Genomic DNA, 23,627 nt, shown 5'->3' on the forward strand with positions numbered 1-23,627 from the left:
AATGGAATACATTATTTCAGCAAAAACAATTAATAAAATTTACCCTAATGGCTGCCATGCGCTCAAGGACGTATCGGTAAATGTAGAAAAAGGGGAGGTGATTGTCATCGTAGGACCGTCAGGTTCTGGTAAGTCAACATTCTTACGGGCGATCAATCAATTAGAGACAATAAATAGTGGGTCTATAATCGTAGATGGTATCGATATGTACCACAAATCTACGGATATCAATAAACTACGCGCTGATGTGGGCATGGTATTTCAAGGCTTCAACCTTTTTCCACATAAAACGGCGATAGAGAACGTCATGTTAGCACCTTTAAAGGTTTCTAAACGTGACCCTGAATCGGTGAAGAAAGAAGCAAAAGATTTGCTTTATAAAGTCGGTCTGTCGGAGAGAATGGATAATTATCCTAATCATTTATCGGGCGGACAGCAGCAGCGCGTCGCAATCGCTCGTGCGTTAGCAATGAAGCCCAACATTATGTTGTTTGACGAACCCACATCAGCACTAGACCCTGAAATGGTTGGAGAAGTTCTTGATGTGATGAAAGATTTGGCCAAGGACGGAATGACGATGGTCGTGGTTACTCATGAAATGGGTTTCGCAAAAGAGGTCGCTGATAGGGTGTTGTTTATGGAAGATGGTGAGCTTTTGGTTTCTGACTCTCCTGAGCGATTTTTTGATAACCCCTCCAATCCTAGATTACAGAAGTTTTTATCTAAGGTCTTATAATAAAGAGAAAATTTGATTGAGGGCGAGTCCCTCAATCACTTCATGTTACTCGAAGTTAATGGCGATAACATTATCTTGGTCCGAATGAAAGGTCTGGTAAATACTAGAGTGTTTAATCCGCCATTAAGTCTTTGTTCACTTTAAACATAACAATTTCATTTTGAATTGATAAAAATTGTGTTTGAATAGAGCTTATGGATGTTTGGCGGTATGGATGTCTAAATGAAGAAAGTAACAATTTTAGATGGTGGCATGGGGCGAGAGTTAAAACGTATTGGCGCCCCTTTTTCTCAGCCGCTTTGGAGTGCACAAGCGCTAATTGAATCACCACAATATGTAAAAATGGCCCATGAGAATTTCATAGACGCTGGCGCTGAGATTATCACTGTTAACAGTTATGCATGTGTTCCATTTCACTTAGGAGAGGAACTCTATGCGAAGCGAGGGATTGAGTTAGCAAAATCTGCAGCCAAAATTGCCAGAGATGTAGTCACCAGCTCTAACGATAGAGTGCTCGTTGCGGGTTCTCTTCCTCCTGTAATGGGGTCTTACAGGCCTGAATTATTCGAGCCGAAAAGGGCACTGGAAGTGGCTTCTGAGTTATTTGAAGCTCAAGATCAATATGTTGATATTTGGTTAGCTGAGACCGTGTCTAGCCTCGCTGAAGTTGAAGTTCTATCAATAATTTTAGCCAAAACAGATAAGCCCAATTTTCTTGCTTTCACCTTAATGGATGAGCCTAACTCTTTGCCTCGCCTTCGCTCAGGGGAATCTCTTAAAGTCGCGGTTAATACGCTGTTGAAAACAAATGTTTCAGGTATCTTTTTCAATTGCTCTATTCCTGAAGTTGTCGAGCAAGCGATCATTGATACACAAGCAGTATTGAGTGAGTCAGGTAGAGAATTGACGATAGGTGTTTTCGCAAATAGCTTTGCTCCGATAAAGCAAGCGCACCAAGCCAACGAGACCATTCAGGAAGTTCGTCATTTCTCTCCGACTGAATATCTTGAGTATGCTAAAAAGTGGCATGCGCAGGGAGCAAGCATTATTGGTGGTTGCTGTGGGATTGAACCACGTCATATTAAATTGCTAGCGACTTGGAGAGACACTCTCGAAAACGCCTAATTTTGGTGAAGCGCAGGGAAGTATGGCAAGAGGTTTTGTTTTTCATTCATCGTTATAGACAAAATAAAGGTCTTTCATATCTGGCAAAGTAACAAGATGCTTTAACTTGCTCATTACTTTGCCAGTTTGCCTCGAGATCTTTATTAATTATTTTTGGTTCAGATTAACGACAATCTTTCCAACTGTTCTCTGATTTCGCATGTCCAAGAGTGCGTTACCTACATCCTCTAAGCCGATGATCTTCAGTTTCGGTACTTCCAATTCTCCATTTTCTAATAGCTCAGACACTTCCTTTCCGGCATTAACGATACTTGCAAACCCTCTCTCGCCAAAGACATGACCAGAGCCCAAACTTATTTGGTGGAAGCCCAAGCCTTTTAAGAAGGCATCTGGATATTGAGAAGGGTCGACAGTCTTGACGAGCTCCACCATTTCGCCCTCAAAGGTTAACACCGAGGTTGCAATTCGGTCGTTATCACCGCCTACACAATCGAGTGCAACCTCAACGCCATGATTTCCGGTAATGTCCATTACTCGCTGAACTACATCTTCATGATGATAATCAATCATATGGGTTGCTCCTAACGAGGACAAATATGCGTGATTAGCTTCTGAACTAGTAGCAATGATCTGTTCAACACCAAATGTCTTTGCTAACTGAATAGCAAAGCTTCCAACGCCGCCAGCACCTCCGGCGATAAAAATGCTGCTTCGATTTGAAATATCGAGCTTGTCTACCAAAGCGCGATATGCGGTCCAGGCTGCACAAGGTGTAGATGCTGCTACTTCAACCGGAACCTGAGGGTGCTTTATGAGCGTTCTTGAATCATGGATAGCAAATTCAGCGAATCCACCGTGATGGCGTCTCATGTTTCCGTGATACAACACTTTATCGCCAACCTTCCAATCAACGACCGCATCGCCTACAGAGACTATTTCTCCTGATACGTCTAACCCGCCAACAAAATGGTTATCCATGTTAGTGACCATGTCTGACCAATAATGAATTTTTGCATCGACAGGGTTCAAGCCAACAGCGTTAACTTTAACCAATACATCAAATTGGGTTTCTAGTTTTGGTGTAGGTAATTCGGATAAAGAGAAAGTATCGTTATCTCGTTGGTAAGTTATCGCTCTCATAGGTTTTCCTTATTATTAAGAAAGGTCGAAAGTCATACTAACTCAGAGGGTGCTGCTGCAATAATTATGGTTTTTTCTCATTTTGATAATTTTAGGTTATGTTTGATAAAAAGGATTCGAGATGCTCTGAAATTATCATCGACAACCAGTCTGCATAGCTAACGACATGTAACTTTATGATAAGTATTGACTAGTCTTATTATTCCATTTTCATGGAAATATTTTGTTGATCTTTTGTTTTGTGATTCTATAATTCTAGAAATATCGAAATGCAAGCTTATCTATCAGGTAAGCTTGTTAGCGAAAATGACGAGGAGAGTAAATGTGAATACAGAAATTATAACTATGTCTAAAGAAGCGCTGGATATGTTTGCGTTTCTAGCAACCGAACTTATCATCTTATTTCTGGCAATTAGCTACATTGTCGGTGTGTTGCAAGATTTTCTAACGCCAGAAAAAATTCAATCTATTCTCAGCTCGAAAAAGGGTAAAGGTTACTTCATTGCTGCGTTGCTAGGTTCGATTACGCCTTTCTGTTCGTGTTCGACCATTCCTTTCTTAAAAGGCTTGTTGCGTGCAAGAGCAGGTTTTGGACCTATGATGGTGTTCCTATTTGCAAGCCCGTTGCTTAACCCAGTGATTATTGGCTTGTTTGTGGTGACTTTTGGTTGGAAAGTTGCGGTATTTTACTTTGCTATCGCGATGTCAGTATCAGTGGTAGCAGGCTATGTACTTGAAAAACTAGGGTTTGAACGTTACGTCAAACCAGAAGCATATCAAGCGGTAGGTTCTTCTTCGTGCGGTACTTCTTGTGGCGATTCAAGCAAGAAAAAAGAAGAAGCGAGACCAGCATCAAGCTGTGATACCAGCGCCTGCAATGAACCTACGCCAGTTGCGGCGAAAACATCTTGTTGTGGTGATGTACCAAAACCTGAACCTAAAGTGGAAGTATCTTGCTGTTCATCTGGCGGTAGTGCAACAGCGACAGTCGTGGAAGAGAAAGAGCCTAGCCGCTGGGTACGTATTTGGCAATCAACTTGGAAAGACTTTAAGCAAGTGTTCCCTTATCTCATGATGGGCATTGCGATTGGTTCATTTATCTATGGCTTCATCCCGACGGAGTTCATTGCGGAGTTCGCTGGTGAAGCGAAGTGGTACGCGATTCCGGTCGCAGCAATCATTGGTATTCCATTGTACATCCGTGCAGAGGCGGTCATTCCACTTAGCGCGGCACTAGTACAAAAAGGTATGGCTCTTGGATCTGTTATGGCGCTTATTATTGGTAGTGCTGGCGCAAGTCTTACAGAAGTGATTTTGTTGAAATCAATTTTTAAGAACCAAATGATCGCTGCCTTCCTAATCGTTATCTTAACGATGGCCATGGGAGCGGGTTACTTATATACGTGGGCTTTTTTATAAAAATAACCCTCGGGCGACTGCTCGAGGGCTCCGTTTTTGTCGCCATATAGGGAAAGGGAAGTTTCCTATACCGCGCAGGCTATAAAAAGATAAAGAGGTTACTCGTAAATACTATAGGAGAAATACTTGCTGGCGATGGTTTTATGCTTACCGCTCTGGATCAATTTTTGTATTCCGCTATCGAGTAATGCTTTTAATTCTTTGTCTTGTTTTCTCACTGCTACGCCAATGCCACGGCCGAACCACTTTTCCTCTGTAAACGCTGGTCCAGTAAAGTGATAGCCTTCACCTTGTGCAGTTTCAAGAAAACCAGCACTTAAACCGATTGAGCCGCCAAATACAGCATCTAACCGTCCATTGAGTAGATCAGTAAATGCCTCATCGAACGTACCATAACGACGAATATCAATATCTGGATACAAGGCAGAAAGGTACTTATCACCAATTGTGGCTCTTTGAACTCCAATAGATAAACGATTTAGGCTGCCGTCCACCATGTTGATTTCTCTATCATTTTTCATTACAAAACGAGTCGGTACTTTTGCATAAGGGACGGTGAAATCGACTTTCTTTTCTCGTTCTTCGGTGATTGTCATTGCAGCAATAATCGCATCGTTCTTGCGACTAAGGAGAGAAGGGATGATGCCATCCCAATCCATTTTTGAGATAACGCACTTTACTTCTAACTCTTTGCATAACGCGTTAGCGAGGTCGACTTCAAACCCTTCTAGCTTTCCCTCTTTTGTCGTCCAGCTAAATGGAGGGTAAGCCCCTTCAACAGTGAAGCGAATTTGTTTCCACTCTTTCGCATGGCTGAAAACTGAAAATAAGCTAATAAACAATACGACTATCCATTTCATAAACGTTTCCTTGTAACTGTTTGGAAACCAATGTTTAACACAAAGTAAGCAAATATCAATGAAAGTGCATATATGTGTGACCTTTCGCCCGCATTGTGTGAGCGAAAGGTTTTACGTGTATTACAGCTTATCTTCAATAGTTACGAGGGGAACTCTCGTTGAGACAGCATGAAGTGCAATGTTGTGAATCATTTCATCGACCGTGGTACAGCTATCCATTAAGATCGAAACATCATACTTGTCCGCAGATTTTGAGATAGCAGTATGTGTCACGCAGTTTTGTGTCATCATTCCGCATACAAGTAACTCCGTTACATTTTTGCTTGCCAATACTTCTTCTAAACGTGTTCCTTCAAAACTATCTGCGAAGTGCTTTACCACGATTTCGGAATTCGGCGCTAAAGCAAGAACTTCTGAGTGAATATTGGCACCGTCGCTACCTTCATTGAAGAATGGGGCAATGCCCATGTCAGGATCGGCAATATGCTGAATATGAATCACAGGAATGTTTTGCTCATTGGCTTTAGTTATTGCTCTCTTAACATTGTCTAAAGTTGATTCTGTATTCCATAAAGGAAACTTTCCTTCCGTGAAATAGTCGTTTTGCAAATCAATTACAAGTAGGGCTTTTTGAGTCATTTTCTTTTCCTTTTATTGAGGATCATTGCGATACGAATAATATAAAGACTTTTAGCCACCTTCTTTAGAATCTAAAATGACACAAAAGAGTCAAAAAGCGACACTTGAAGATAAATGAAAATAGCACTCGTTAATTACCCAGATAGCTCGCAAGCCTCCGTATATGGTTTAAGCGAACTCTTCGAGATGGCAAACCGTGCGGCGGCTAAATTGGGCGTTGATGTGCACTTTGAAGTAGAGATATTGGATCACTGGTCAAACACGCACTTCGATGTGAAAACAGCGGTAATGATTCCGCCTAGCGGCACTGGTCAATATTACTTAGAACCAGAGCCAGAGCTACTCGACTGGTTAAATGTCCAATATAGTAAAGGTGCGATTTTAGCCTCCGCCTGCGCTGGTACTTTTATTCTTGCTCAAACCCAGTTGTTGACCAATAAGTCTTGTACGACACACTGGGGCTTGGCTCCTTCATTAGCGAGTCAGTTTCCCGATATCCACGTAAGACAAGAAGCCATCCTTATTAACGAAGGAACGATCATTACGGCTGGGGGTATGATGTCATGGGTGGATTTAGGTTTGGAGTTGGTTTCCTTATTTGCGTCACCGGCAGTAATGCGCCTGTTAGGAAAAATGTTGGTTATTGATACTGGTCCGAGAGAGCAACGCTTTTATGAACAGTTTACTCCAAACTTCCAACATGGTGATGAGGTAATTGTTCAAATACAGCACTATATAAACGATCATTATCAAGGAAAACTGAGCAATAAAGAGCTTGCAGAGTTGAGTTGTTTAACAGAAAGGACATTGCAGCGACGCTTTAAAAAGGCGACAGGTTTCAATGTTAACCAATACATACAAAGCTTAAGAGTACAAAAAGCTTGTGATTTACTTGAGTCGACAACCCTAACATTTGACGCAATATCATTTAGAGTGGGTTACCAAGATGTGAGCGCGTTCAGGAAAATATTTAATAGAATCGTAGGTTTAACACCGAAGTCGTTCAGATCTCGGTTCTGTTCATGAACGCCAGAAGTAAGATAATGTTGGTATTAAACATTTATAACTCAGAAGCAAACACCGCATATTTTTACAAGCTGGCTTAGCGTGATGAAAAGGGATAACAAGCTAAGCCAACCGTAGCGCACTCCTAATTACTGAACATTTTGTAGAATGCTTAAAGGGTTCTCAAATTACAATGACTTGTATAGGTCGTTGTTAATCACAAAAGCTATGTGATTTCCAAAACCAGTTTCCCAATATGTTGCTTGCGTGAAAATACTTCTTGCGCTTGACCTATCTGGTTCAAGGGAAATGACTCCGCGACTAAGGGACGAATTGCGTTCTGTTCGATATAGCGAACTAAGTTACCGAATACTTCTGGTGCCAAAACGGTACAACCAAATAACGCTAGGTCTTTAAGGTAAAGAGTTCTTACATCCAGCTCGACAATTGGGCCGCCTATGGCGCCGGAAACAGCGTATCTTGATCCTGGCTTTAGTACCTGAAGAAATTGTGGCCACTGCTCTCCTGCGACCAAATCAATCACTACGTCAACGCTGTTTTCTCCGAGAGTCGCTGTTAAATTTGCATCGCGAGGGATAACTTGGTTTGCTCCTAATGCCGTGATCTGTTCTTTCTTTTCTGGGCTGGCGATAGCAATGACGTATGCTCCACGCGCCTTCGCCAGTTGGATTGCGGCAGAGCCAACACCACCGGATGCCCCTGAAATCAGTACGGTATCGCTCGCTGTGACATTAGAGCGGACAAGCATGTTCTCGGCAGTTGAATAAGAACAAGGGAAGGAGGCCAAGTCGATATCCGATAAACTACTATTCACAGCATATGCATGTTTACTGTCAACAACAGTGAACTGAGCAAAGCCACCATCTCATTCTGAACCGAAGTACCAAGGCGAGCTAAGTGCTTGACTGTGGAAGCGCGTAATACATGGTTCGATAAGCACACGCTGACCGATTCGTGATGGGCAGATATTCTCACCAACAGCGACGATGGTACCGCATACATCGGCACCTTGGATTCGAGGGAGAGATAGCGCGTCTCCTGACCAACTTGCATCCATGCTATTGGCGTCGTTTTTAGAATACCATGCTGTTCGGGTATTGATGTCGGTGTTATTGACTCCGGCGGCGGCAACTTGGATCAATACATCATCAGGCGAGGGGACTGGTACAGGTAGATCATCGCGGTAACGAAGCATATCTGGCCCACCATGACCGATAAGTTGGACGCCTTTCATGACTTTCGGGATTGTGGTCATTGATTGTTCTCCTTCATTAGTTCTAGCAGAGTGCGTTCAGCGGATGCAAAGGCAGCGTGACCGAGAACCGGCCATGCGTTGGATAGACCTTCATGTAACAAGAAGAGTGTGGTTGCGAGGTCTTCTCGCTGACTTAGTTGGCCCATAAGCTGACGGACCGCCAATTTGTGTTGTTTTACTGCTTGATTAATTGATAGATTTTCTGGATAGGCTGCTAATGCATTGATGGACATGCAGCCATTCGGTGCAAACTCCTTCATCCAATCCTCGAGGCGAGTGAATAGGTGTAATACAGCCGGTGTTCCATTGGCAGGGGCGTCTTCGAGCAAAAAACTCAAATACCTTTGATGGCGATGCTCGAGAGCTGCAACAATCATCGCTTCCTTGGAGGGGTAGTATTTGTACAGGGTTCTCAGGCTGACTTCGCAGGCGTTTTTGAGTTGGGGTACGCTAGGCTCGGCGAAGCCATACTGACTGAATGCTTTTTCTAGGCTTGCTGCGATTTTTTCTTTCACTATTTGATACACCAGGTAGAACGTTTGTTTTACTTAAGGGTAGAATAAACTTTCTACCTCAGTCAATGGTGTATTTAAACTCTGTATTGAAAGCCCGACGTAATGCCGGGCTAACTTAAGTGATTTTTATCGATTTGGAACGTGAATCAGTGTGCCGTTGCGGGCTGCTCTCCACGCTTGTCTAGCATTCCGCTGAAACGGGTTAGTAGTAGAGCACCTAATACTACGATCGCGCCAATCCAAGGTGTGTGCATCAGCCCAGCATTGGCCACGATAAGGCCACCACCCCAAGAACCCAGTGCAATACCTACGTTAAATGCAGCAATGTTGAGACCAGAAGCGACGTCGACTGCATCAGGTGAATATTTCTCTGCTAGTTTGACAACATAAACTTGAAGCCCTGGAACGTTACCAAAGGCAAACGCACCCCAGACAAGAATGGTCACTACTGCAGAAATTGGATTAAATGCTGTGACACTAAACACGAGCAATACCACAATTAGGCCCGAGAAAATGGCTGTCAGAGCTTTGATTGGCCCCATAGAGTCGGCCATCTTTCCGCCCCAGATGTTGCCGAATGCGACTGATACACCATAAACCAACATAATTAGGCTGATAGCGCTAGAGCCAAACCCCGATACTTCTTCCAAAATAGGAGCCAAGTAAGTGAAGGCAGTGAACGTACCACCGTAACCGAGCGCGGTGATTGCGTACACCAAAAGTAGACGAGGCTGAGTCAAGACTTTTACTTGCGATGACAGCTTGGTTGCTGGTGGTTGTTTCAGATTACTCGGCACTAGCAGAGCGCTTCCTATCAGTGCGATGATTCCAAGGATCGCGACGATTAGGAAGGTTGCCTGCCAACCAAATGTCTGGCCAATCCAGGTGCCAAGTGGCACGCCCGTCACTAGAGCTACGGTCAGACCGGTAAACATAATAGCAATTGCGCTAGCGGCTTTTTCTTTTGACACTAGGCCAGTGGCGATAGTCGAGCCGATCGAAAAGAACACACCGTGTGCAAGCCCGGTCAGTATCCTTGCTGTAACTAGTGTGTTGTATCCAGGTGCTTGCCAGGCTAACAGATTGCCAAGAACAAACAGTGCCATAACAGAAAGCAGAACGTACTTTCTTTTCCAGTTACCAGTCAGCGCTGTTAAAACGGGAGCACCAACCGCAACACCAAGTGCGTACAGGCTAACTAAAAGACCCGCTGAAGGTAATGATACGTTGAGGTCGGAGGCCATAGTCGGTATCAGACCGACAATTACAAACTCCGTGGTTCCAATAGCAAAGGCGCTCAGCGTCAATGCAAGTAAAGCTAAAGGCATAACAACTCTCTCTTATAATCATTGAATATGAATGGATAAACGAATAGCCCGTTTCCATGTCGTGTATTATTAAAGAGTTATTCGTTGCGAAAAATGGTGTTTATTACAAAATACTTTTGTTATAAATGATGGAAGTGCGCAGTTAAGAAAGGGGATGAAATGTTAACCCGATCAGATGAATTAGAGATTCTTATGGCAGTTGTGGATAGTGGTGGATTTTCTTCCGCTGCTGATGCACTAGGTATTCAAGTCGCTAGGGTATCTCGTGCGGTTAGTAAAGTTGAATCACAGCTGGGGGTAACCTTGCTGAATCGCACGACACGCAGAGTGGAAGTTACTGAGGAAGGGCATCAGTTTGTTGAAGCGGTTCGCTTAGGTTTACTACAAATACAGCAAGCTGAAGAAGAGATCATTACACGAGGTGAATTACCCAAGGGGCGCTTAAGAGTTGATGCCGCTAGCCCATTTGTTTTACATCAACTCGTGCCGTTAATTCAGCCATTTAAAGAGGCTTATCCTGATATTCAACTCGATCTTACCTCTAATGAGGGTTTTGTGGATCTATTGGAAAAAAGAACCGATGTGGCGATACGTATTGGACGATTATCGGATTCAACACTGCATGCTAAACCTTTAGGAACAAGCCCACTATTTATCGTTGCCACGCCTGGTTATTTATCTAAACGAGGTTTCCCTGAAGCGGTGAGCGATTTGCGCAGTCATAACTTGATCGGTTTTTCTGGCGCTAAAGTGTTAAATCAGTGGCCATTACGAGGGTTTGAGATGATAGAGCCTGATATCCTATCCAGCAGTGGTGAAACGGTTAGACAGTTAGTGCTGGCAGGGAACGGCATTGCATGTTTATCTGGCTTTATGGTGAAAGATGATCTTGATTCTGGACGGTTAGTGGCATTGTTTGAATCGGAAAAAATCACAAATACTGGACGAGAACAGGTCAATGCTGTGTTCTACAAATCTTCTTCAGTCTCTAAGCGTATTTCCGCGTTCATCGACTTTATTCAACCAAGACTTACTTTAAAATAACACTATTATTGTTGTTTTAACAAAAGAGTTTTGTCGTTATTGCAGCTTTTGTTTTTCCAACTGCCAAGCCTAGCGTGCCACCCCTTAGTAAGGTGGCACATATTTTTATTTGCTCTTAGTTAAAGCGTGGCAACACGTACTGAGCGATCTGTTCCATTGATTTATCAATTGGTTGGCTATTACGACGGAAATGCAACCCGATGTGATTGACTCCTGCTTCTTGCATTTTTTCTAGCTCATCGCTCAAGCCATTGACTCCGGCCTGGATACCAAAATGATGCCGAACGACTGGTGCATTTGGGTTATCGACTAAATCAAGATGAATAAAGCTGGCGTAGGGTTTGTTTCCCGCTACGGAGCGCCAAAGTGCAACGCGGTGTTCATGATCATCAGGTGTGCCTGGGTAGGCGAGCCAGCCGTCTAGGTTTTCTCCTATCCATTGTGGACTTTGCTGCGCTAACCCTGCGACATAGATAGGAATATCAGCAAACTCGGGTAATAACTGTAGATCGTTACCCAGCTTATCATTTTGCGTATCTTTCAAAATCTCTACACTTTCTCGAAAAGCTGAGCCACGGCTGTCAAAGTTGGCATTAAAAACGGGATATTCACTAGGGCGGTCTCCACTAGCCACACCGAGTATCAGGCGGTCACCACTTAACTCGTTGATGGTCGCAGCGGCTTTTTTCACTAGCCAAGGTTGTCTTAACGGTAATACTATCGCTGCTGTCCCTAGTAGAATGTTGTCGGTGCACGCAGAGAGATAGCCAAGATAACTGAACGGTTCATAAATTTGTGCCGCGTCTCCAAAGTTAGGGTCGTACAACGGGACATCTCTCACCCACGCTACGTTAAAGCCTAACTTATCGGCTAACATAATACGCTGTTTATGTGCACTCATGTCTGGTACGCCGAACGGTTTTCGTTGGAGCAGGCGTTTTTTCTGGCCTTCTTGGGTCCAGTCATTATCTAGGGGGAGCTCAACCCCGATGGTGAATCTGTTACTTAAATCTTTATGCATTATGAAGCCTGACTATTACTTTGAGTACTAGGAGGCAAGGTGCCTCCCTGATATTCAGGACACTATGAGATTTTTGTTGTGAGAAAAAGCGGCAAAAAGACAAAAGTGTTTTGCCACAAACAGCGGTGGTCTTTAAAGGAACTGGTGGTTCTCTACCTTGATTTCTTGCTTGATGAAGTCAATAAAAGAGCTGATCCGGCGTGAGGTACTGGCATTTTTGTAATACACCGCATGAACGGGCTGTTCGACATTATGCGTGTGTTCACTAAGCACGCCCACTAAGCGACCAGCTTGTCGGTCAGAGTAGGTCATAAAGTCAGACAGGCAAGCTATCCCCGCACCATGTAAGGCTAAACATCTTAGCGTCTCGCCATTATCAGATCTTAGGCTACTCATAATACGCAGAAGTTTGTTCTTATCATCCATGATCGGCCATTCCTTAAGATACTCCGGCTTGTTGAATCCAAGTAGCTTGTGATTGAGTAACTGATCTATTGAGGTTGGAGTACCATGTTGTCTTAAATACTCTGGACTCGCGACGATTCGAATCCGACTTTTACCAAGAAATATCGCGCGCATGGTTGAGTTTTGTAGCTCACCGATACGAAAAGCAATATCGGTTTTTGTTCCCAAAAGGCTAATATTTTCCTCATTGGAATTGAGATCGATTTCGACTTCTGGATAGAAGCTCTGATATTTAGCAATGTGCGGCGTTAGTACGTGCAGTAAGAACGGGGTAGCTGCGTTTATTCGTAGGAGGCCAGAAGGCTTATATTTCTGGCTTTTCAGTTGTGCTTCGGCATTCTCTACTGCTTCTACAATATGTCTGACTTTATCGAGGTATATCGTTCCTTCATTAGTAACATCTAACTTACGGGTTGTGCGATTTAACAAGGTCGTTTCGAGTTTGGCTTCTAGCCGAGATACCGATCGACTCACCGCCGAGACGGTCATCGATAACAGTTCAGCCGCAGAGCTGATTGAACCCGTATCGACCACGGCCATAAAGGTGCGCATTTCATCTAGAGTAGCTTTCATTGTTGAATATATTTCAAATTAGATTTGAGTATTGTTAACTTTACGGAAAGTTTCTTGCGGCGTAAAGTTTTGCTTCGAATCAACTATAAAATCGATAATTCAGGAGATTTAGATGAAAGTACCATCATTTGGCGTCGGCACGTTTCGTTTAGAGGGTGAAGTAGTTAAGGATTCAGTCCGTAATGCGTTAGAAGTGGGTTACCGCGTAATTGATACTGCACAGATTTACGGTAATGAGGCAGAAATCGGTGAAGTATTGACACAGTCCGGTATTGCACGTGATGAGCTATTCATTACGACCAAGATCTGGGTTGATAACATGAACACGGAACAACTCATTCCAAGTCTAAAAGAGAGCTTAGAAAAGCTAAATACAGATTATGTGGATTTGACCTTGATCCATTGGCCTGGCAATAACAATAACTTGAACGAATACATGGCTTCATTACTTGAAGCTAAATCGCAAGGGTTAACCCGTAATATTGGCGTATCCAACTTTAATATTGACTTGTTGCAACAAGCGATAGAAGTGGTCGGTAAAGAGAATATTGTTACTAACCAAATCGAGCTTAGCCCTTATTTGCAAAATCGTAAGTTGGTCAGCTTCATGCAGGAAAACGATATTCAGGTAACGTCTTACATGACCTTGGCATATGGGAAAGTACTTGGGGACCCAACTATTGCAGGTATTGCTGAGGACTATCAGGCCACGCCAGCTCAAGTCGTGCTTGCTTGGGCTTTGTCAAAAGGTTACGCGGTGATCCCGTCTTCAACTAAACGAGAGAATTTAGCAAGTAACCTGAAAGCACTTGAACTTAATCTGAGTGAAGAGGCGATTGCAAAGATAGATGCGTTGGAAAGAAATGGCCGCGAAGTAAACCCTGAAGGGCTAGCGCCTGAGTGGGATGATTGAGTGAGTTTCACGGGAAATCATTGCCTAAATGACACCTCTGCAATCGCTGACTTCCTCAGCGTTTGACGGTAGTAAAACACCATAGACGATAACGGCTTGCTTGTCTGACGATAGTGCGAGCTTTTATCTTTTTGGCCTATTGGTTTACTGTATTCTCCCGGCCTTCAATTTGGCCGGGAGACGTCATTTAGAGAACAGTTACCATTCGATTGTAGAGCCATCAAATACGCGGAAGCTTCCGGATTGCTCAAGTGTTAGCTGTTCTGCGACCGAAACAATGCCTGCAACACTTTCCTCGGCAGAAAAGGTTGCGTCCTCACCGCCCATATCGGTTTTTACCCAGCCGGGATGAACTGCGACAGTTTTTACTCCTCGTGATTCGAGATTGCGTGCTGCTGATACTAGAACCTGATTAAGCGCTGCTTTAGATGCTCGATAACTGTACATGTTACCTGAACTGTTATCGCTTAAACTCGCAACTCGGGTTGAGATTCCCACGATGGTTTTGTGCTGACTTTTCGCAACGTTGTCTTGTAGGGCTTGAATTAGCAGGGCAGGTGCGACGGTATTTATGTTTAGTACTTCTAGCCATTTTTTCTGGGTCATTTCGCCAAGCTTTGCACACTCTTCGCCTAATACACCTGCATTAAGAACTAAATGATCGAGCGGACGATCCGCTAATTGAGTGGCTAACTGATCGATATCTTGTTGGTTAGTGACGTCTAGAGCCATCAGTTGAAGTTGATTGGATTGGGTTACTAGTTCATTGAGCTGCTTAGCATTTTCTGGTGAACGACAAGTTGCGATAACTTGCCAACCTTTTCCAAGGTAGTGGCGGACAAATTGCAAGCCTAAGCCACGGTTAGCGCCAGTGATTAATACAGTAGACATCGCTTCTCCTACGTTGTTGAGTTGAACAACGACCATATTAGAGGCGACGTATAAGCATGTAATCAAAACAGTATAAAAATGGCCTAGGATTCGACATTGTCAAATCTTAAAATTTGAGAAAGATTCTTGCAAAGTGTTTTAGCCTAGTGACCGTCAGTTCGGAGGCAGCACCGCTAACACCTGCAACAGCAACGACTTTACCATCCAAGTAAAGGGGGATCGCTAAGCAATTGAGGTTTGGCTCTGCCTCTTCTAAATCGAGTGCGTAACCTGATAATACAACCTGATTAAGTTCAGTTTCTAACGTGGGGGATATTTGGTTTTCAAGGCGTAATGTTCGACGAAGCTCATCATCAAAACTAAGAAAAACTTTGCCGATCGCAGATGTTGTGAGTCCTTCTCGTTTCCCTCTCGGGCTACGGATAGTAAGAGGGTTATCCTGCTCTATAGCATCGATATACAAGTACTCTTTAGCGCCACTTTGTACAGCGAGGTAAGCTGTGTTGTTAGTCATTTGGGCCATTTTTTTCAGCAATGGAACAAAATGTTGTCGGATAGCTTCGTTTTTTTGTTCAATCGGCTTAGACAGTTCATAGCATCTAAACCCTAGGCTGTAGCTATGGTTGTGTTTGGATACATATCCAAGAGAGTGTAGAGTCGCAAGTAACCCGTGAACAGTCGTCTTATTTAACTGGATCGCATTACTGATAGTCTGTAATGATAGGGGAGATTCACTCATCGAGAGCAACTCGAGGATTAGAAAACCTCGCTCTAGAGACTGAATGTTTTTTCTTGCCTTGGGCACAAAGACTCCTTGATGATGATGTTGCATCTGAATGGCTTACTGATGCTTCCACCTATAACAAACCACTACGCTGGTGGTTTGGTTTTATTAGAGAATATACTCAGCACTTAAACTGATCGGCTCGTTGTATGCGTCCACAAGGGAGTTTTTTCCTTGCTTCTTAGCATTGTATAACGCTTGGTCTAATATCGAATAGAGCTCATCAAAGTTGGTGAGTGGCATTGAGGTTGATAGATAGGCCAGACTCGCAGATATATTCAATTGATGGTTATTAAGCGAATGTACACTCTTTTCTGAAATTGTTTTATGCAGACTTTGTATTCTAAAGGGAACGTCAATCTCATCGACGTTTTTCAATAGCAAGATAAACTCTTCTCCACCTAAACGACCCAAGTACTCTCCCTTATTAAGTTTAGCTTTAAGCGCTTTGCACACCTGTTGTAGTACTAAGTCGCCAGTCGGATGACCATACTGATCATTAATCGCCTTAAAGTCATCTAGATCGATTAATGCTAGAACGTAGCGGAAGTCTCCTTCAGCTTTGGAGGTTTGGCTTTTAATCGTCTCTATAATTGCCGCTCTGTTTAATGCACACGTTAAGCTGTCTATTTTGGCTTTTAAGCGTGTTTGTCGCTGAACCATCAATGCCAGAGCGAGGAGAACCAATAAACAGAAAACAACAAAATTATAAGTGCGTTGTTGATCTGTGAGTTTTTCAAACTGGTACTGACTTAGAAGAGTTTCGTTGTTCAACTGCGCGACTTGTAGATCATATTCATACTCTTTTTTAGTGAGATCTAGTGCCTCTAACGCCTTGATATTACTCGCGTCTCGGTTCGTTAGTTCAATCGTCGAGTAGGCCTTGTGATGCTCCAGCGCCTTTTTGTAATCATTTTGAGCTTGGTATGCTTTTGAGAGGAGTAATTGGGCTTGCGCTTGCAATAAGGGCCTAGCGTTTTTTACCGCTAATCTTAACGCTATTGTAGTGTGTTCAATCGATTTTTCGGGTGTATGGTTCTTTAAATATGCCAATCCAGCAGCCAAATGACCCTCTGTTTCAAGGTGCGTATTCTCATAAGTTTGGGCAATGTTTAATGCTCTTCCAATGTAATCTACCGCGGTATCTAATTGCCCAGAATCGGCCAAAGCAGCAGATAACCCTAAATAGGTCAACCCTTGCCCGTATGGGTAATGAAGTTGTTCGAGAATCGTCAATGCATTTTTGTAGTGGCTGATGGACTTATCGAGTTCTTTGGATTTTCTGTACATCGCTCCTAGACTATGTTCGACTTGTGCAACTTCAAGAGGTGTCCCTTCATCTTGGCGAACCAGTAGGGCTTGAATGAGATATTGCTCTGATTGTTCAAATTGCCCCAGCTCTGCAAGTAAATTGCCGACGTCATTGTAAATCCCTGAAGGATCGCTTTGCGTCGACATGTTGGCCATCAACTGTCGATACAAACTTAAGGCTTTTTCATAGTCACCGCGGTAATTGTAGTTATTTGCTATTACGCGCAAAGCAAGATCAACAGGGAAGTTTTCTTGATGCTTATGATTTAAGTGGCTCTCTAAGGATGAGCAATAAAAGTTTGCTTTGTGATAACGACCTTGTTGATTCAGCGTATAACAAAGTTGATAGTTCATCAGAGCCTTGCCTTCGGAATCGGATATTTTCTTCATTGTCTGTCGCAAAGAAGAAAAGCTATCTACTGAGGCCTCGTAACTACCATGCTTACGTTCCTTTAAGGCAAGAATATATTCTGATTCTAATTGAGAAAAATGGTTGTCTAAGACTTGACTGCTGCCGTAGTAAGGCTGATTTATGTTTGACATATATTCATAAATCAATCCACTTACGTAGAGCTTTTCGCTGTCCGATTTCGCTGTATGGTAGCGATCTTGAAGCATGCTCAATGCCGACTCAGGGTTGCTTCGTAGTGTGGTTTGGTAGACAGAGTGCCACTGTGTGATATTTTGGTTTGGTTCAATATCTTGAGTGTCGCTTGCATATACTGGAGTGAGCAAAAGTGACGCAAGCAAAGGATAGAGCACGCGCATGTTTAAACGAGCCTTTAATTTAAGGTGCCTTTAAAGTTGAGTTATCATAGCGCTTTTAACGCATCAGCGTTGTGATTAAGTTGGGTGTACTAAGAAAAAGAGTAGTAAAACTATGCACTTGGTCGAGATATTGAAAGAAGAGGCATAAAAAGAAAGACCTCAACATAAAGTTGAGGTCAGAAATCTTTAATCAATGTAAAGCTTTGCTAGATCTTGAGGCTCCATTTCTTTGCCTTCTAACTGATCGTTCCAGTTAGTTCCAACAAGAACACCATCTTCAGCAAGAGTCAAAAGCCAATCTTCAACAAAGATATCTAATGGGATTTCTAGTACAGTAAAATCTGCCCATTCTTCAACATTATGTGCTTCTGCATCTTCTTTAGAAGACCAGAAAGGCATGACTTCGCTGTTTTCGAATTCAGTTGAATCGCAAGATAGCCAACCTTCTTCATTGCGTAAACCCCAAACCAATTGGTTTTCTTTCGTTTCTGCAACAAAAAGGTCAAGGTTCGCTTGGATATCTGATGTAAGTTTGCTCATTTCAAAACTCTCGTTGTTATGACGTGGCTAGAGTAACACTAAAGTGCCGATTCCTAAAGCATAATACGGTTGTCGAAATGAGTAAAAATAAAGGAGCCGAAGCTCCTTTTCTGAGGTTAAGTATTCACTCGTTTTTGTTTGCTTTATGCTTGCAGAGCAAACAAAAACAGGTACTTTACCTTTCTGGAAGAGTTGTGAATATTGTCCACTCTCTTTTTATCTCGCCTTTGTAACCAACGACTGATGCGGTTACTCGACGATTTAAAGCATGGCTGACTTCATCGGTCCCTTGCTGTGCTAAGTGAGTGTCACCAAAACCAACAATGCGGACTCTACTCGGTTCGATGTCGTAGCTTAGTAGGGCTTCACGGACATTGCGTGCTCGTCTTTCAGAAAGATCTTGGTTATGCTTTGAACCACCAACTTTACTAGCATAGCCGTGCAGCTCTATCGAAGTAGTAGGGTACTCTTTTAAAAAGTCGGAAAGCTCTCGGACTTGTCTTCTGAAGACTGGATTGATCTCATCAGAGTCGTTAGCAAAAAGTATCCGCACTTGCATGTTATCTGATGCTTTAATGTATTCTCCACAACCGTCGTTGTCGACCTCTGAGCCTTCAGGTGTACCTGGACACATATCTCGAGCATTGATGACACCATCGTTGTCGTCATCTTGCAAATCTGCTATTTGTTCTGCATTTGGTACAGGACGATACTCATATTCGTCTTCAGCAACAACGTGTTGAGTGATGGCGAGCATACCCAATGCAAATAGAATCTTCACTGGTTTCATGATCAGTACTCCACCTTTTCATTCCATTCTGTAGGTACATCGACACGCAAGGCATTTAACAATTGGCCAGTCGCGTTCATAACGCGGTACTTGGCGTACTGCTCTGAGTATCGAGCATCCAAGTAGTTCTTTCTTGCTTCGAAAAGTTCGTTTTCAGTATTTAACAAGTCCAGCAGAGTGCGTTTTCCAATGCGATACTGCTTTTCGTAGGCGATGACAGTTTCAGAGGCCGAATCTACGTGATCCGCTAGGAACTCTTTTTGTTGAAGTGTTAAATCTAACGCACTCCAAGATAGACGAAGACCTTCTTCTACTTGGCGGTATGCACGTTCTCTTAGGTCTTTTGCTTTATTTAGTTGGTAGGCAAAACTTTCAGCGTTGGCTACGTCACTACCACCGTTAAAGAGGTTGTAACGCATACGTAACATTGCTGTTGTCTCTTCGCTGCTTCCTTCGATACCGCTTGCATCATCACGCCATGTTTGAGCCGCTTCTACCGATATCGTTGGGTAGTAAGTTCCCTTAGATTGCTTGTATTGGAACTTTGCAGAGTCCACATCAGCTACCGAAATTTTGATTACTGGATGTGACTCGAATGCCAAGTCAATCGCTTCATCGATGGTGTAGGGAATAAAGTTTTGGTCCGCTCTTGGGAAAATCAATCCTTGTGGTGACTGTCCGACAAGGCGTGTAAAGGTGGTGTGGCTGTCATATAAGTTGTTCTGAGCTGCCACCAAGTTACCGTGAGCCTTTGCTAAACGAGCCTCTACCTGGGTTAGGTCTGCTGTAGAACCGATACCTGAGTTAACTCGCTTTTTAATGTCTTCATAGATCTTCTTATGCACTTTCAAGTTATTCTCGGAAAGTGTAAGAATTTCATAAGCTTTTACTGAGTCTAAATAAACTTTCGCGACCTCTAGAGCGGTGTCTTGGGCATCAGCTAGAAGTTGATAACGGACCGATTCAGCATCAGCTGCTGTTCGATCCATATCATTAAGTGTCGCTGAGCCATCCCATATTAGCTGGGTTAGTGTCACGGTGGCTTCTTTTCTTGTCAGATCGGTTGAATCTCGCCCTGACTCTGCGGGTTTGATTCCTTCGTAACCGATACCGGCATCTAAGTCTACGGATGGGAGGTAAGCACCACCAGATGCTTCATTCACATACTGCTTGCTAACGAATTCATTGAACGCACTTTTGATGTCAGGATTGGTTTTTAATGTGTTTTCAACCGCTTGCTCTAGCGTTTGCCCAAAAGCATGACTAGCGGTGAACATACCAATACAAAAGGCGTTGGCACGAGTCCACTTCACTGTGATTCTCCTAGATAATGGTAAAAATTCTCGAGGTGATAGGGCTTATAAGTGGAATACTTATAAGGGCGTCAATAATTTAGCGCACAATAACATTAATATGCGATGAAGTAACCTGTTGATTCGCTGTTCATTTGTTTCAATTTTGATAAATCAACCTACTAAATCTGCCTGAAACTTGAATTAAGATCTCAAATTAAAGATGAAGGTAATAGCTAGGAACGTGTGTCCAGATTTTAATAAAATAAAACACTTATGCATCTGGATTCTTATTGATGTATGACACATAATTACTTTATTGAGCATCAAATTGCTGTTATTGCACTATATATTCGGGCAATATATAGCAAATTAGTATTGTTAGTCAAAAACTTGACAGTTATTTAGGGTTAAGGTTTATATGGATCGTACAGCATTAGTGCCACTCGGTAATCAAGTCGTCGTAATAGGTTTGGATGGGCAGCTGAGAGTCCTTGCAGAAGGACAGCAGCCTCTACCAGGTGAAGTGATAGTGGCAATGACAGATGCTGCGCCTCAAGACCTGAAAATTCAGCTTGCTCAAGAGCAAGGTTTAAAAGATATTTCAGACGATGTAGCACAGATTATTAGTGCTATTGAGCAAGGTCAAGACCCTTCTGCTATTGATGAAGAACTCGCACCTGCAGCGGGTGAAAATAGTGGCTCCAGTTTGCAAAATAGTGCCACGATTGTACGAGATGGTACTGAAGTGCTAGCCTCAACAAACTTTGAAACTATTGGCTTAGAATCCCTCGGCTTATCTGAAACTCAAGCGTTGACCTTAAATGATTTCTTCACAACAGGTATCGAGACAAGTGGGGATGGCTCAAGTAAGCCACTTACTAATTCTCCAGTGACATTAAGCGCTGTTGAGGAAGATAGCGATCCAATCACGATAACTACTGAAGAATTACTATCGAACGTCAATATTGATGATGCCGATACTCTTGTCATTACAAACGTCACTATTGAGAGTGGGAATGGCACCTTAATTGATAACAGCGATGGATCTTGGACTTACATTCCAGAGGCTGACGATGACACTGAAGTGTCATTCTCCTATGACATTATTGATAACGATGGCGGTGTTATTAATGGCACTGCTAACTTAGATATTACGCCTGTTAATGACGCGCCAATAGCAACTAATGATGCGATTCAAACTGACGAGGATTCCCAGGTTGTAATTGATGTGCTCGCTAACGACAGTGATATTGAAGGTGATGATTTAATCATTACCTCTGCTTCTGTACCAGAAGAGCAAGGTATCGTTGAGATTATCGATGGTAAGCTTGTTTTCACTCCGGCTGAAAATTTCAACGGTAATGCAACGATTAGCTACATCATCTCAGATGGTGAGTTAGAGGATGAAGCTCAAGTTTCGGTAACAGTAAACTCAGTTAACGATGCGCCTATTGCCTCTAATGATACAACAATTACAGAGGAAGATAGCTCAGTAACGATTGATGTCCTGCCAAACGACACCGATATTGATGGCGATACGCTGTCGATTGAATCGGCGTCCGTACCTGAAGCGCAAGGCACAGTCGAGATTGTTGATGGCAAACTGGTCTTCACACCGGCTGAGAACTTCCATGGCGATGCTGAAATTACTTACACCGTGACCGATGGTGCACTGACCGACCAAGCGACGGTTAACGTCACGGTGAATGCGGTGAACGACACACCTGTGGTTGAAAGCAACCTCGCAGACCAAACCTTGGCAGAAGACTTTACGCCATACAGCATCGATCTAAACACCGCTTTCAGTGATGTGGATAATGTGGATGGCGAGTTAACGTTTAGCGTCTCTGGTAATAGCAACATTCAAGTGGCGATCGTCAACGGTATTGCTACGTTCACTCCAACCGCAGACTGGAACGGCTCAGAAGCGTTAACCTTTACTGCCACCGATCCAAGCGGTGAAAGCGTCAGCCAAACGGTGAACTTCACAGTAGCGCCTGTGGCAGACATCGTGGCAGATAAAGCGACGGTTGTGGAAGACACGCCGACCATCATCAAGGTCTTAGGTAACGACACGTTCGAAGGCGACGACAAAGTGGTGTCGCTGGATACCAACAACGGTCCAGCTAACGGCACGGTCTCGGTCAACCCGGACGGCAGCGTAACCTACACGCCAAACGACAACTACCACGGTACAGACAGCTTCACCTACATCGTTACGTCCGGTGGGGTATCAGAGTCCACCACGGTGAACGTCGATGTCACGCCAGTCAACGATGCGCCAGTGGCGACCAATGACAATGCCGTTACTGACGAAGACACGTCAGTGACGATTGATGTCCTGCCAAACGACACTGACATCGATGGCGATAAGCTGTCGATTGAATCGGCTTCCGTACCTGAAACACAAGGTACAGTTGAGATCGTTGATGGCAAACTGGTCTTCACACCGGCTGAGAACTTCCATGGTGACGCTGAAATCACTTACACCGTGACCGATGGTGCACTGACTGACCAAGCGACGGTTAACGTCACCGTGAATGCGGTGAACGACACGCCTGTGGTTGAAAGCAGCATTGCAGACCAAACCTTGGCAGAAGACTTTACGCCATACAGCATCGATCTAAATACGGCTTTCAGCGATGTAGATAACGTGGATGGCGATCTGACCTTCAGCGTCTCCGGCAACAGCAACATTCAAGTGGCGATCGTCAATGGGATTGCTACGTTCACTCCAACCGCAGACTGGAACGGCTCAGAAGCATTGACCTTTACGGCCACCGATCCAAGCGGTGAAAGCGTCAGCCAAACGGTGAACTTCACAGTTGCGCCTGTGGCGGACATCGTGGCAGATAAAGCGACGGTTGTGGAAGATACGCCAACCATCATCAAGGTCTTAGAGAACGACACGTTCGAAGGCGACGATAAAGTGGTGTCGCTGGATACCAATAACGGTCCAGCAAACGGCACGGTCTCGGTCAACCCGGATGGCAGCGTCACTTACACGCCAAACGACAACTTCCACGGGGCAGACAGCTTCACCTACATCGTCACGTCCGGTGGGGTATCGGAGTCCACCACGGTGAACGTCGATGTCACACCAGTCAATGACGCGCCAGTGGCAAAAGATGATACAGCTGTTACTGACGAAGACACGCCAGTGACAATTGATGTTCTGCCAAACGACAC

Annotated in this window: 20 protein-coding genes and 1 pseudogene; 7 read left to right on the forward strand and 14 right to left on the reverse strand. The window is 43.7% G+C overall.

The features are described from left to right. The first annotated feature begins 1 nt into the window (after position 1). Complete coding sequence (locus R7R78_RS16215; protein ID WP_225474015.1) at positions 2-736, forward strand: amino acid ABC transporter ATP-binding protein; 735 nt, start codon at positions 2-4, stop codon at positions 734-736. 222 nt (positions 737-958) lie between these two features. Then, the gene (locus R7R78_RS16220) at positions 959-1,861 is read left to right on the forward strand and encodes a homocysteine S-methyltransferase family protein (protein WP_225474017.1); all 903 of its coding nucleotides are present in this window, start codon (positions 959-961) and stop codon (positions 1,859-1,861) included. Between the two features lie 147 nt (positions 1,862-2,008). Here R7R78_RS16220 and R7R78_RS16225 read toward each other — a convergent pair whose 3' ends face one another. After that, positions 2,009-3,001, reverse strand: coding sequence for a zinc-binding dehydrogenase (locus R7R78_RS16225; RefSeq protein ID WP_158173915.1), 993 nt, complete (start codon positions 2,999-3,001; stop codon positions 2,009-2,011). Between the two features lie 345 nt (positions 3,002-3,346). Between R7R78_RS16225 and R7R78_RS16230 the strand changes: the two genes are divergently transcribed. Further along, on the forward strand, positions 3,347-4,420 hold the full coding sequence (locus R7R78_RS16230; RefSeq protein WP_263856284.1) for a permease: 1,074 nt from the start codon (positions 3,347-3,349) through the stop codon (positions 4,418-4,420). A gap of 98 nt (positions 4,421-4,518) precedes the next feature. On the opposite strand, the gene R7R78_RS16235 is transcribed toward R7R78_RS16230, so the two are convergent. Next, positions 4,519-5,280, reverse strand: a complete 762-nt coding sequence (locus R7R78_RS16235) for a transporter substrate-binding domain-containing protein (protein ID WP_154204552.1) — start codon at positions 5,278-5,280, stop codon at positions 4,519-4,521. A gap of 120 nt (positions 5,281-5,400) precedes the next feature. Beyond that, positions 5,401-5,919 (reverse strand): cysteine hydrolase family protein, encoded by a 519-nt coding sequence (locus tag R7R78_RS16240; RefSeq protein WP_225474019.1) that lies wholly within the window; start codon positions 5,917-5,919, stop codon positions 5,401-5,403. A 114-nt stretch (positions 5,920-6,033) separates the two neighbouring features. On the opposite strand from R7R78_RS16240, the gene R7R78_RS16245 reads away from it, so the two are divergent. Further along, the gene (locus tag R7R78_RS16245; protein ID WP_225474020.1) at positions 6,034-6,945 is read left to right on the forward strand and encodes a GlxA family transcriptional regulator; all 912 of its coding nucleotides are present in this window, start codon (positions 6,034-6,036) and stop codon (positions 6,943-6,945) included. A gap of 205 nt (positions 6,946-7,150) precedes the next feature. Here the strand turns inward: R7R78_RS16245 and R7R78_RS16250 are convergent. The 3 genes and pseudogenes from R7R78_RS16250 to R7R78_RS16260 all read right to left on the reverse strand — a co-directional run bounded on the left by R7R78_RS16250 (position 7,151) and on the right by R7R78_RS16260 (position 10,043). Beyond that, positions 7,151-8,200, reverse strand: a pseudogene (locus R7R78_RS16250) (alcohol dehydrogenase family protein). Then, positions 8,197-8,718 (reverse strand): TetR/AcrR family transcriptional regulator, encoded by a 522-nt coding sequence (locus tag R7R78_RS16255; RefSeq protein WP_053307056.1) that lies wholly within the window; start codon positions 8,716-8,718, stop codon positions 8,197-8,199. The pseudogene R7R78_RS16250 and the gene R7R78_RS16255 overlap by 4 nt, the downstream one beginning before the upstream one ends. Before the next feature lie 143 nt (positions 8,719-8,861). Beyond that, positions 8,862-10,043: an MFS transporter gene (locus R7R78_RS16260; RefSeq protein ID WP_176310984.1), complete on the reverse strand. Its 1,182-nt coding sequence runs from the start codon at positions 10,041-10,043 to the stop codon at positions 8,862-8,864. A gap of 159 nt (positions 10,044-10,202) precedes the next feature. On the opposite strand from R7R78_RS16260, the gene R7R78_RS16265 reads away from it, so the two are divergent. Further along, on the forward strand, positions 10,203-11,087 hold the full coding sequence (locus tag R7R78_RS16265; protein WP_005377338.1) for a LysR family transcriptional regulator: 885 nt from the start codon (positions 10,203-10,205) through the stop codon (positions 11,085-11,087). A gap of 115 nt (positions 11,088-11,202) precedes the next feature. Here R7R78_RS16265 and R7R78_RS16270 read toward each other — a convergent pair whose 3' ends face one another. Together R7R78_RS16270 and R7R78_RS16275 are read right to left on the reverse strand one after the other, a co-directional pair. After that, positions 11,203-12,108, reverse strand: a complete 906-nt coding sequence (locus R7R78_RS16270) for a TIGR03571 family LLM class oxidoreductase (RefSeq protein WP_086046771.1) — start codon at positions 12,106-12,108, stop codon at positions 11,203-11,205. 132 nt (positions 12,109-12,240) lie between these two features. Next, positions 12,241-13,146, reverse strand: a complete 906-nt coding sequence (locus R7R78_RS16275) for a LysR family transcriptional regulator (protein WP_225474023.1) — start codon at positions 13,144-13,146, stop codon at positions 12,241-12,243. A gap of 112 nt (positions 13,147-13,258) precedes the next feature. Here R7R78_RS16275 and dkgB point away from each other — a divergent pair, with 112 nt between their 5' ends. Continuing rightward, complete coding sequence (gene dkgB / locus R7R78_RS16280) at positions 13,259-14,059, forward strand: 2,5-didehydrogluconate reductase DkgB (protein ID WP_225474025.1); 801 nt, start codon at positions 13,259-13,261, stop codon at positions 14,057-14,059. 198 nt (positions 14,060-14,257) lie between these two features. On the opposite strand, the gene R7R78_RS16285 is transcribed toward dkgB, so the two are convergent. The 6 genes from R7R78_RS16285 to R7R78_RS16310 form a co-directional block, all read right to left on the reverse strand. Further along, on the reverse strand, positions 14,258-14,950 hold the full coding sequence (locus R7R78_RS16285; protein ID WP_053304419.1) for an SDR family oxidoreductase: 693 nt from the start codon (positions 14,948-14,950) through the stop codon (positions 14,258-14,260). Positions 14,951-15,056: 106 nt separating this feature from the next. Beyond that, complete coding sequence (locus R7R78_RS16290) at positions 15,057-15,755, reverse strand: IclR family transcriptional regulator (protein WP_104979219.1); 699 nt, start codon at positions 15,753-15,755, stop codon at positions 15,057-15,059. An 87-nt stretch (positions 15,756-15,842) separates the two neighbouring features. Next, on the reverse strand, positions 15,843-17,813 hold the full coding sequence (locus R7R78_RS16295) for a diguanylate cyclase domain-containing protein (RefSeq protein ID WP_225474026.1): 1,971 nt from the start codon (positions 17,811-17,813) through the stop codon (positions 15,843-15,845). A gap of 186 nt (positions 17,814-17,999) precedes the next feature. Continuing rightward, positions 18,000-18,353: a DUF2750 domain-containing protein gene (locus R7R78_RS16300; protein WP_005377352.1), complete on the reverse strand. Its 354-nt coding sequence runs from the start codon at positions 18,351-18,353 to the stop codon at positions 18,000-18,002. 175 nt (positions 18,354-18,528) lie between these two features. Further along, positions 18,529-19,143 carry an OmpA family protein gene (locus tag R7R78_RS16305; RefSeq protein WP_005377354.1) on the reverse strand — a complete coding sequence of 205 codons (615 nt, stop codon included), beginning with the start codon at positions 19,141-19,143 and terminating at the stop codon, positions 18,529-18,531. A 2-nt stretch (positions 19,144-19,145) separates the two neighbouring features. After that, entirely contained in the window at positions 19,146-20,456 is a 1,311-nt protein-coding gene (locus tag R7R78_RS16310) for a TolC family outer membrane protein (protein WP_017635971.1), read from the reverse strand. A 400-nt stretch (positions 20,457-20,856) separates the two neighbouring features. Here R7R78_RS16310 and R7R78_RS16315 point away from each other — a divergent pair. Next, on the forward strand, positions 20,857-23,627 hold a 2,771-nt coding region (locus R7R78_RS16315), incomplete at its 3' end, for a tandem-95 repeat protein (RefSeq protein ID WP_225474028.1).

The organism is Vibrio sp. 2134-1 (assembly GCF_033339495.1).

Excerpts from the sequence above, each read along its gene's own strand:
- R7R78_RS16215 (WP_225474015.1), top strand. The coding sequence starts at position 2 with ATGGAATACATTATTTCAGCAAAAACAATTAATAAAATTTACCCTAAT.
- R7R78_RS16220 (WP_225474017.1), top strand. The coding sequence starts at position 959 with ATGAAGAAAGTAACAATTTTAGATGGTGGCATGGGGCGAGAGTTAAAA.
- R7R78_RS16225 (WP_158173915.1), bottom strand. The coding sequence starts at position 3,001 with ATGAGAGCGATAACTTACCAACGAGATAACGATACTTTCTCTTTATCC.
- R7R78_RS16230 (WP_263856284.1), top strand. The coding sequence starts at position 3,347 with ATGTCTAAAGAAGCGCTGGATATGTTTGCGTTTCTAGCAACCGAACTT.
- R7R78_RS16235 (WP_154204552.1), bottom strand. The coding sequence starts at position 5,280 with ATGAAATGGATAGTCGTATTGTTTATTAGCTTATTTTCAGTTTTCAGC.
- R7R78_RS16240 (WP_225474019.1), bottom strand. The coding sequence starts at position 5,919 with ATGACTCAAAAAGCCCTACTTGTAATTGATTTGCAAAACGACTATTTC.
- R7R78_RS16245 (WP_225474020.1), top strand. The coding sequence starts at position 6,034 with ATGAAAATAGCACTCGTTAATTACCCAGATAGCTCGCAAGCCTCCGTA.
- R7R78_RS16260 (WP_176310984.1), bottom strand. The coding sequence starts at position 10,043 with ATGCCTTTAGCTTTACTTGCATTGACGCTGAGCGCCTTTGCTATTGGA.
- R7R78_RS16265 (WP_005377338.1), top strand. The coding sequence starts at position 10,203 with ATGTTAACCCGATCAGATGAATTAGAGATTCTTATGGCAGTTGTGGAT.
- R7R78_RS16270 (WP_086046771.1), bottom strand. The coding sequence starts at position 12,108 with ATGCATAAAGATTTAAGTAACAGATTCACCATCGGGGTTGAGCTCCCC.
- R7R78_RS16275 (WP_225474023.1), bottom strand. The coding sequence starts at position 13,146 with ATGAAAGCTACTCTAGATGAAATGCGCACCTTTATGGCCGTGGTCGAT.
- dkgB (WP_225474025.1), top strand. The coding sequence starts at position 13,259 with ATGAAAGTACCATCATTTGGCGTCGGCACGTTTCGTTTAGAGGGTGAA.
- R7R78_RS16285 (WP_053304419.1), bottom strand. The coding sequence starts at position 14,950 with ATGTCTACTGTATTAATCACTGGCGCTAACCGTGGCTTAGGCTTGCAA.
- R7R78_RS16295 (WP_225474026.1), bottom strand. The coding sequence starts at position 17,813 with ATGCGCGTGCTCTATCCTTTGCTTGCGTCACTTTTGCTCACTCCAGTA.
- R7R78_RS16300 (WP_005377352.1), bottom strand. The coding sequence starts at position 18,353 with ATGAGCAAACTTACATCAGATATCCAAGCGAACCTTGACCTTTTTGTT.
- R7R78_RS16305 (WP_005377354.1), bottom strand. The coding sequence starts at position 19,143 with ATGAAACCAGTGAAGATTCTATTTGCATTGGGTATGCTCGCCATCACT.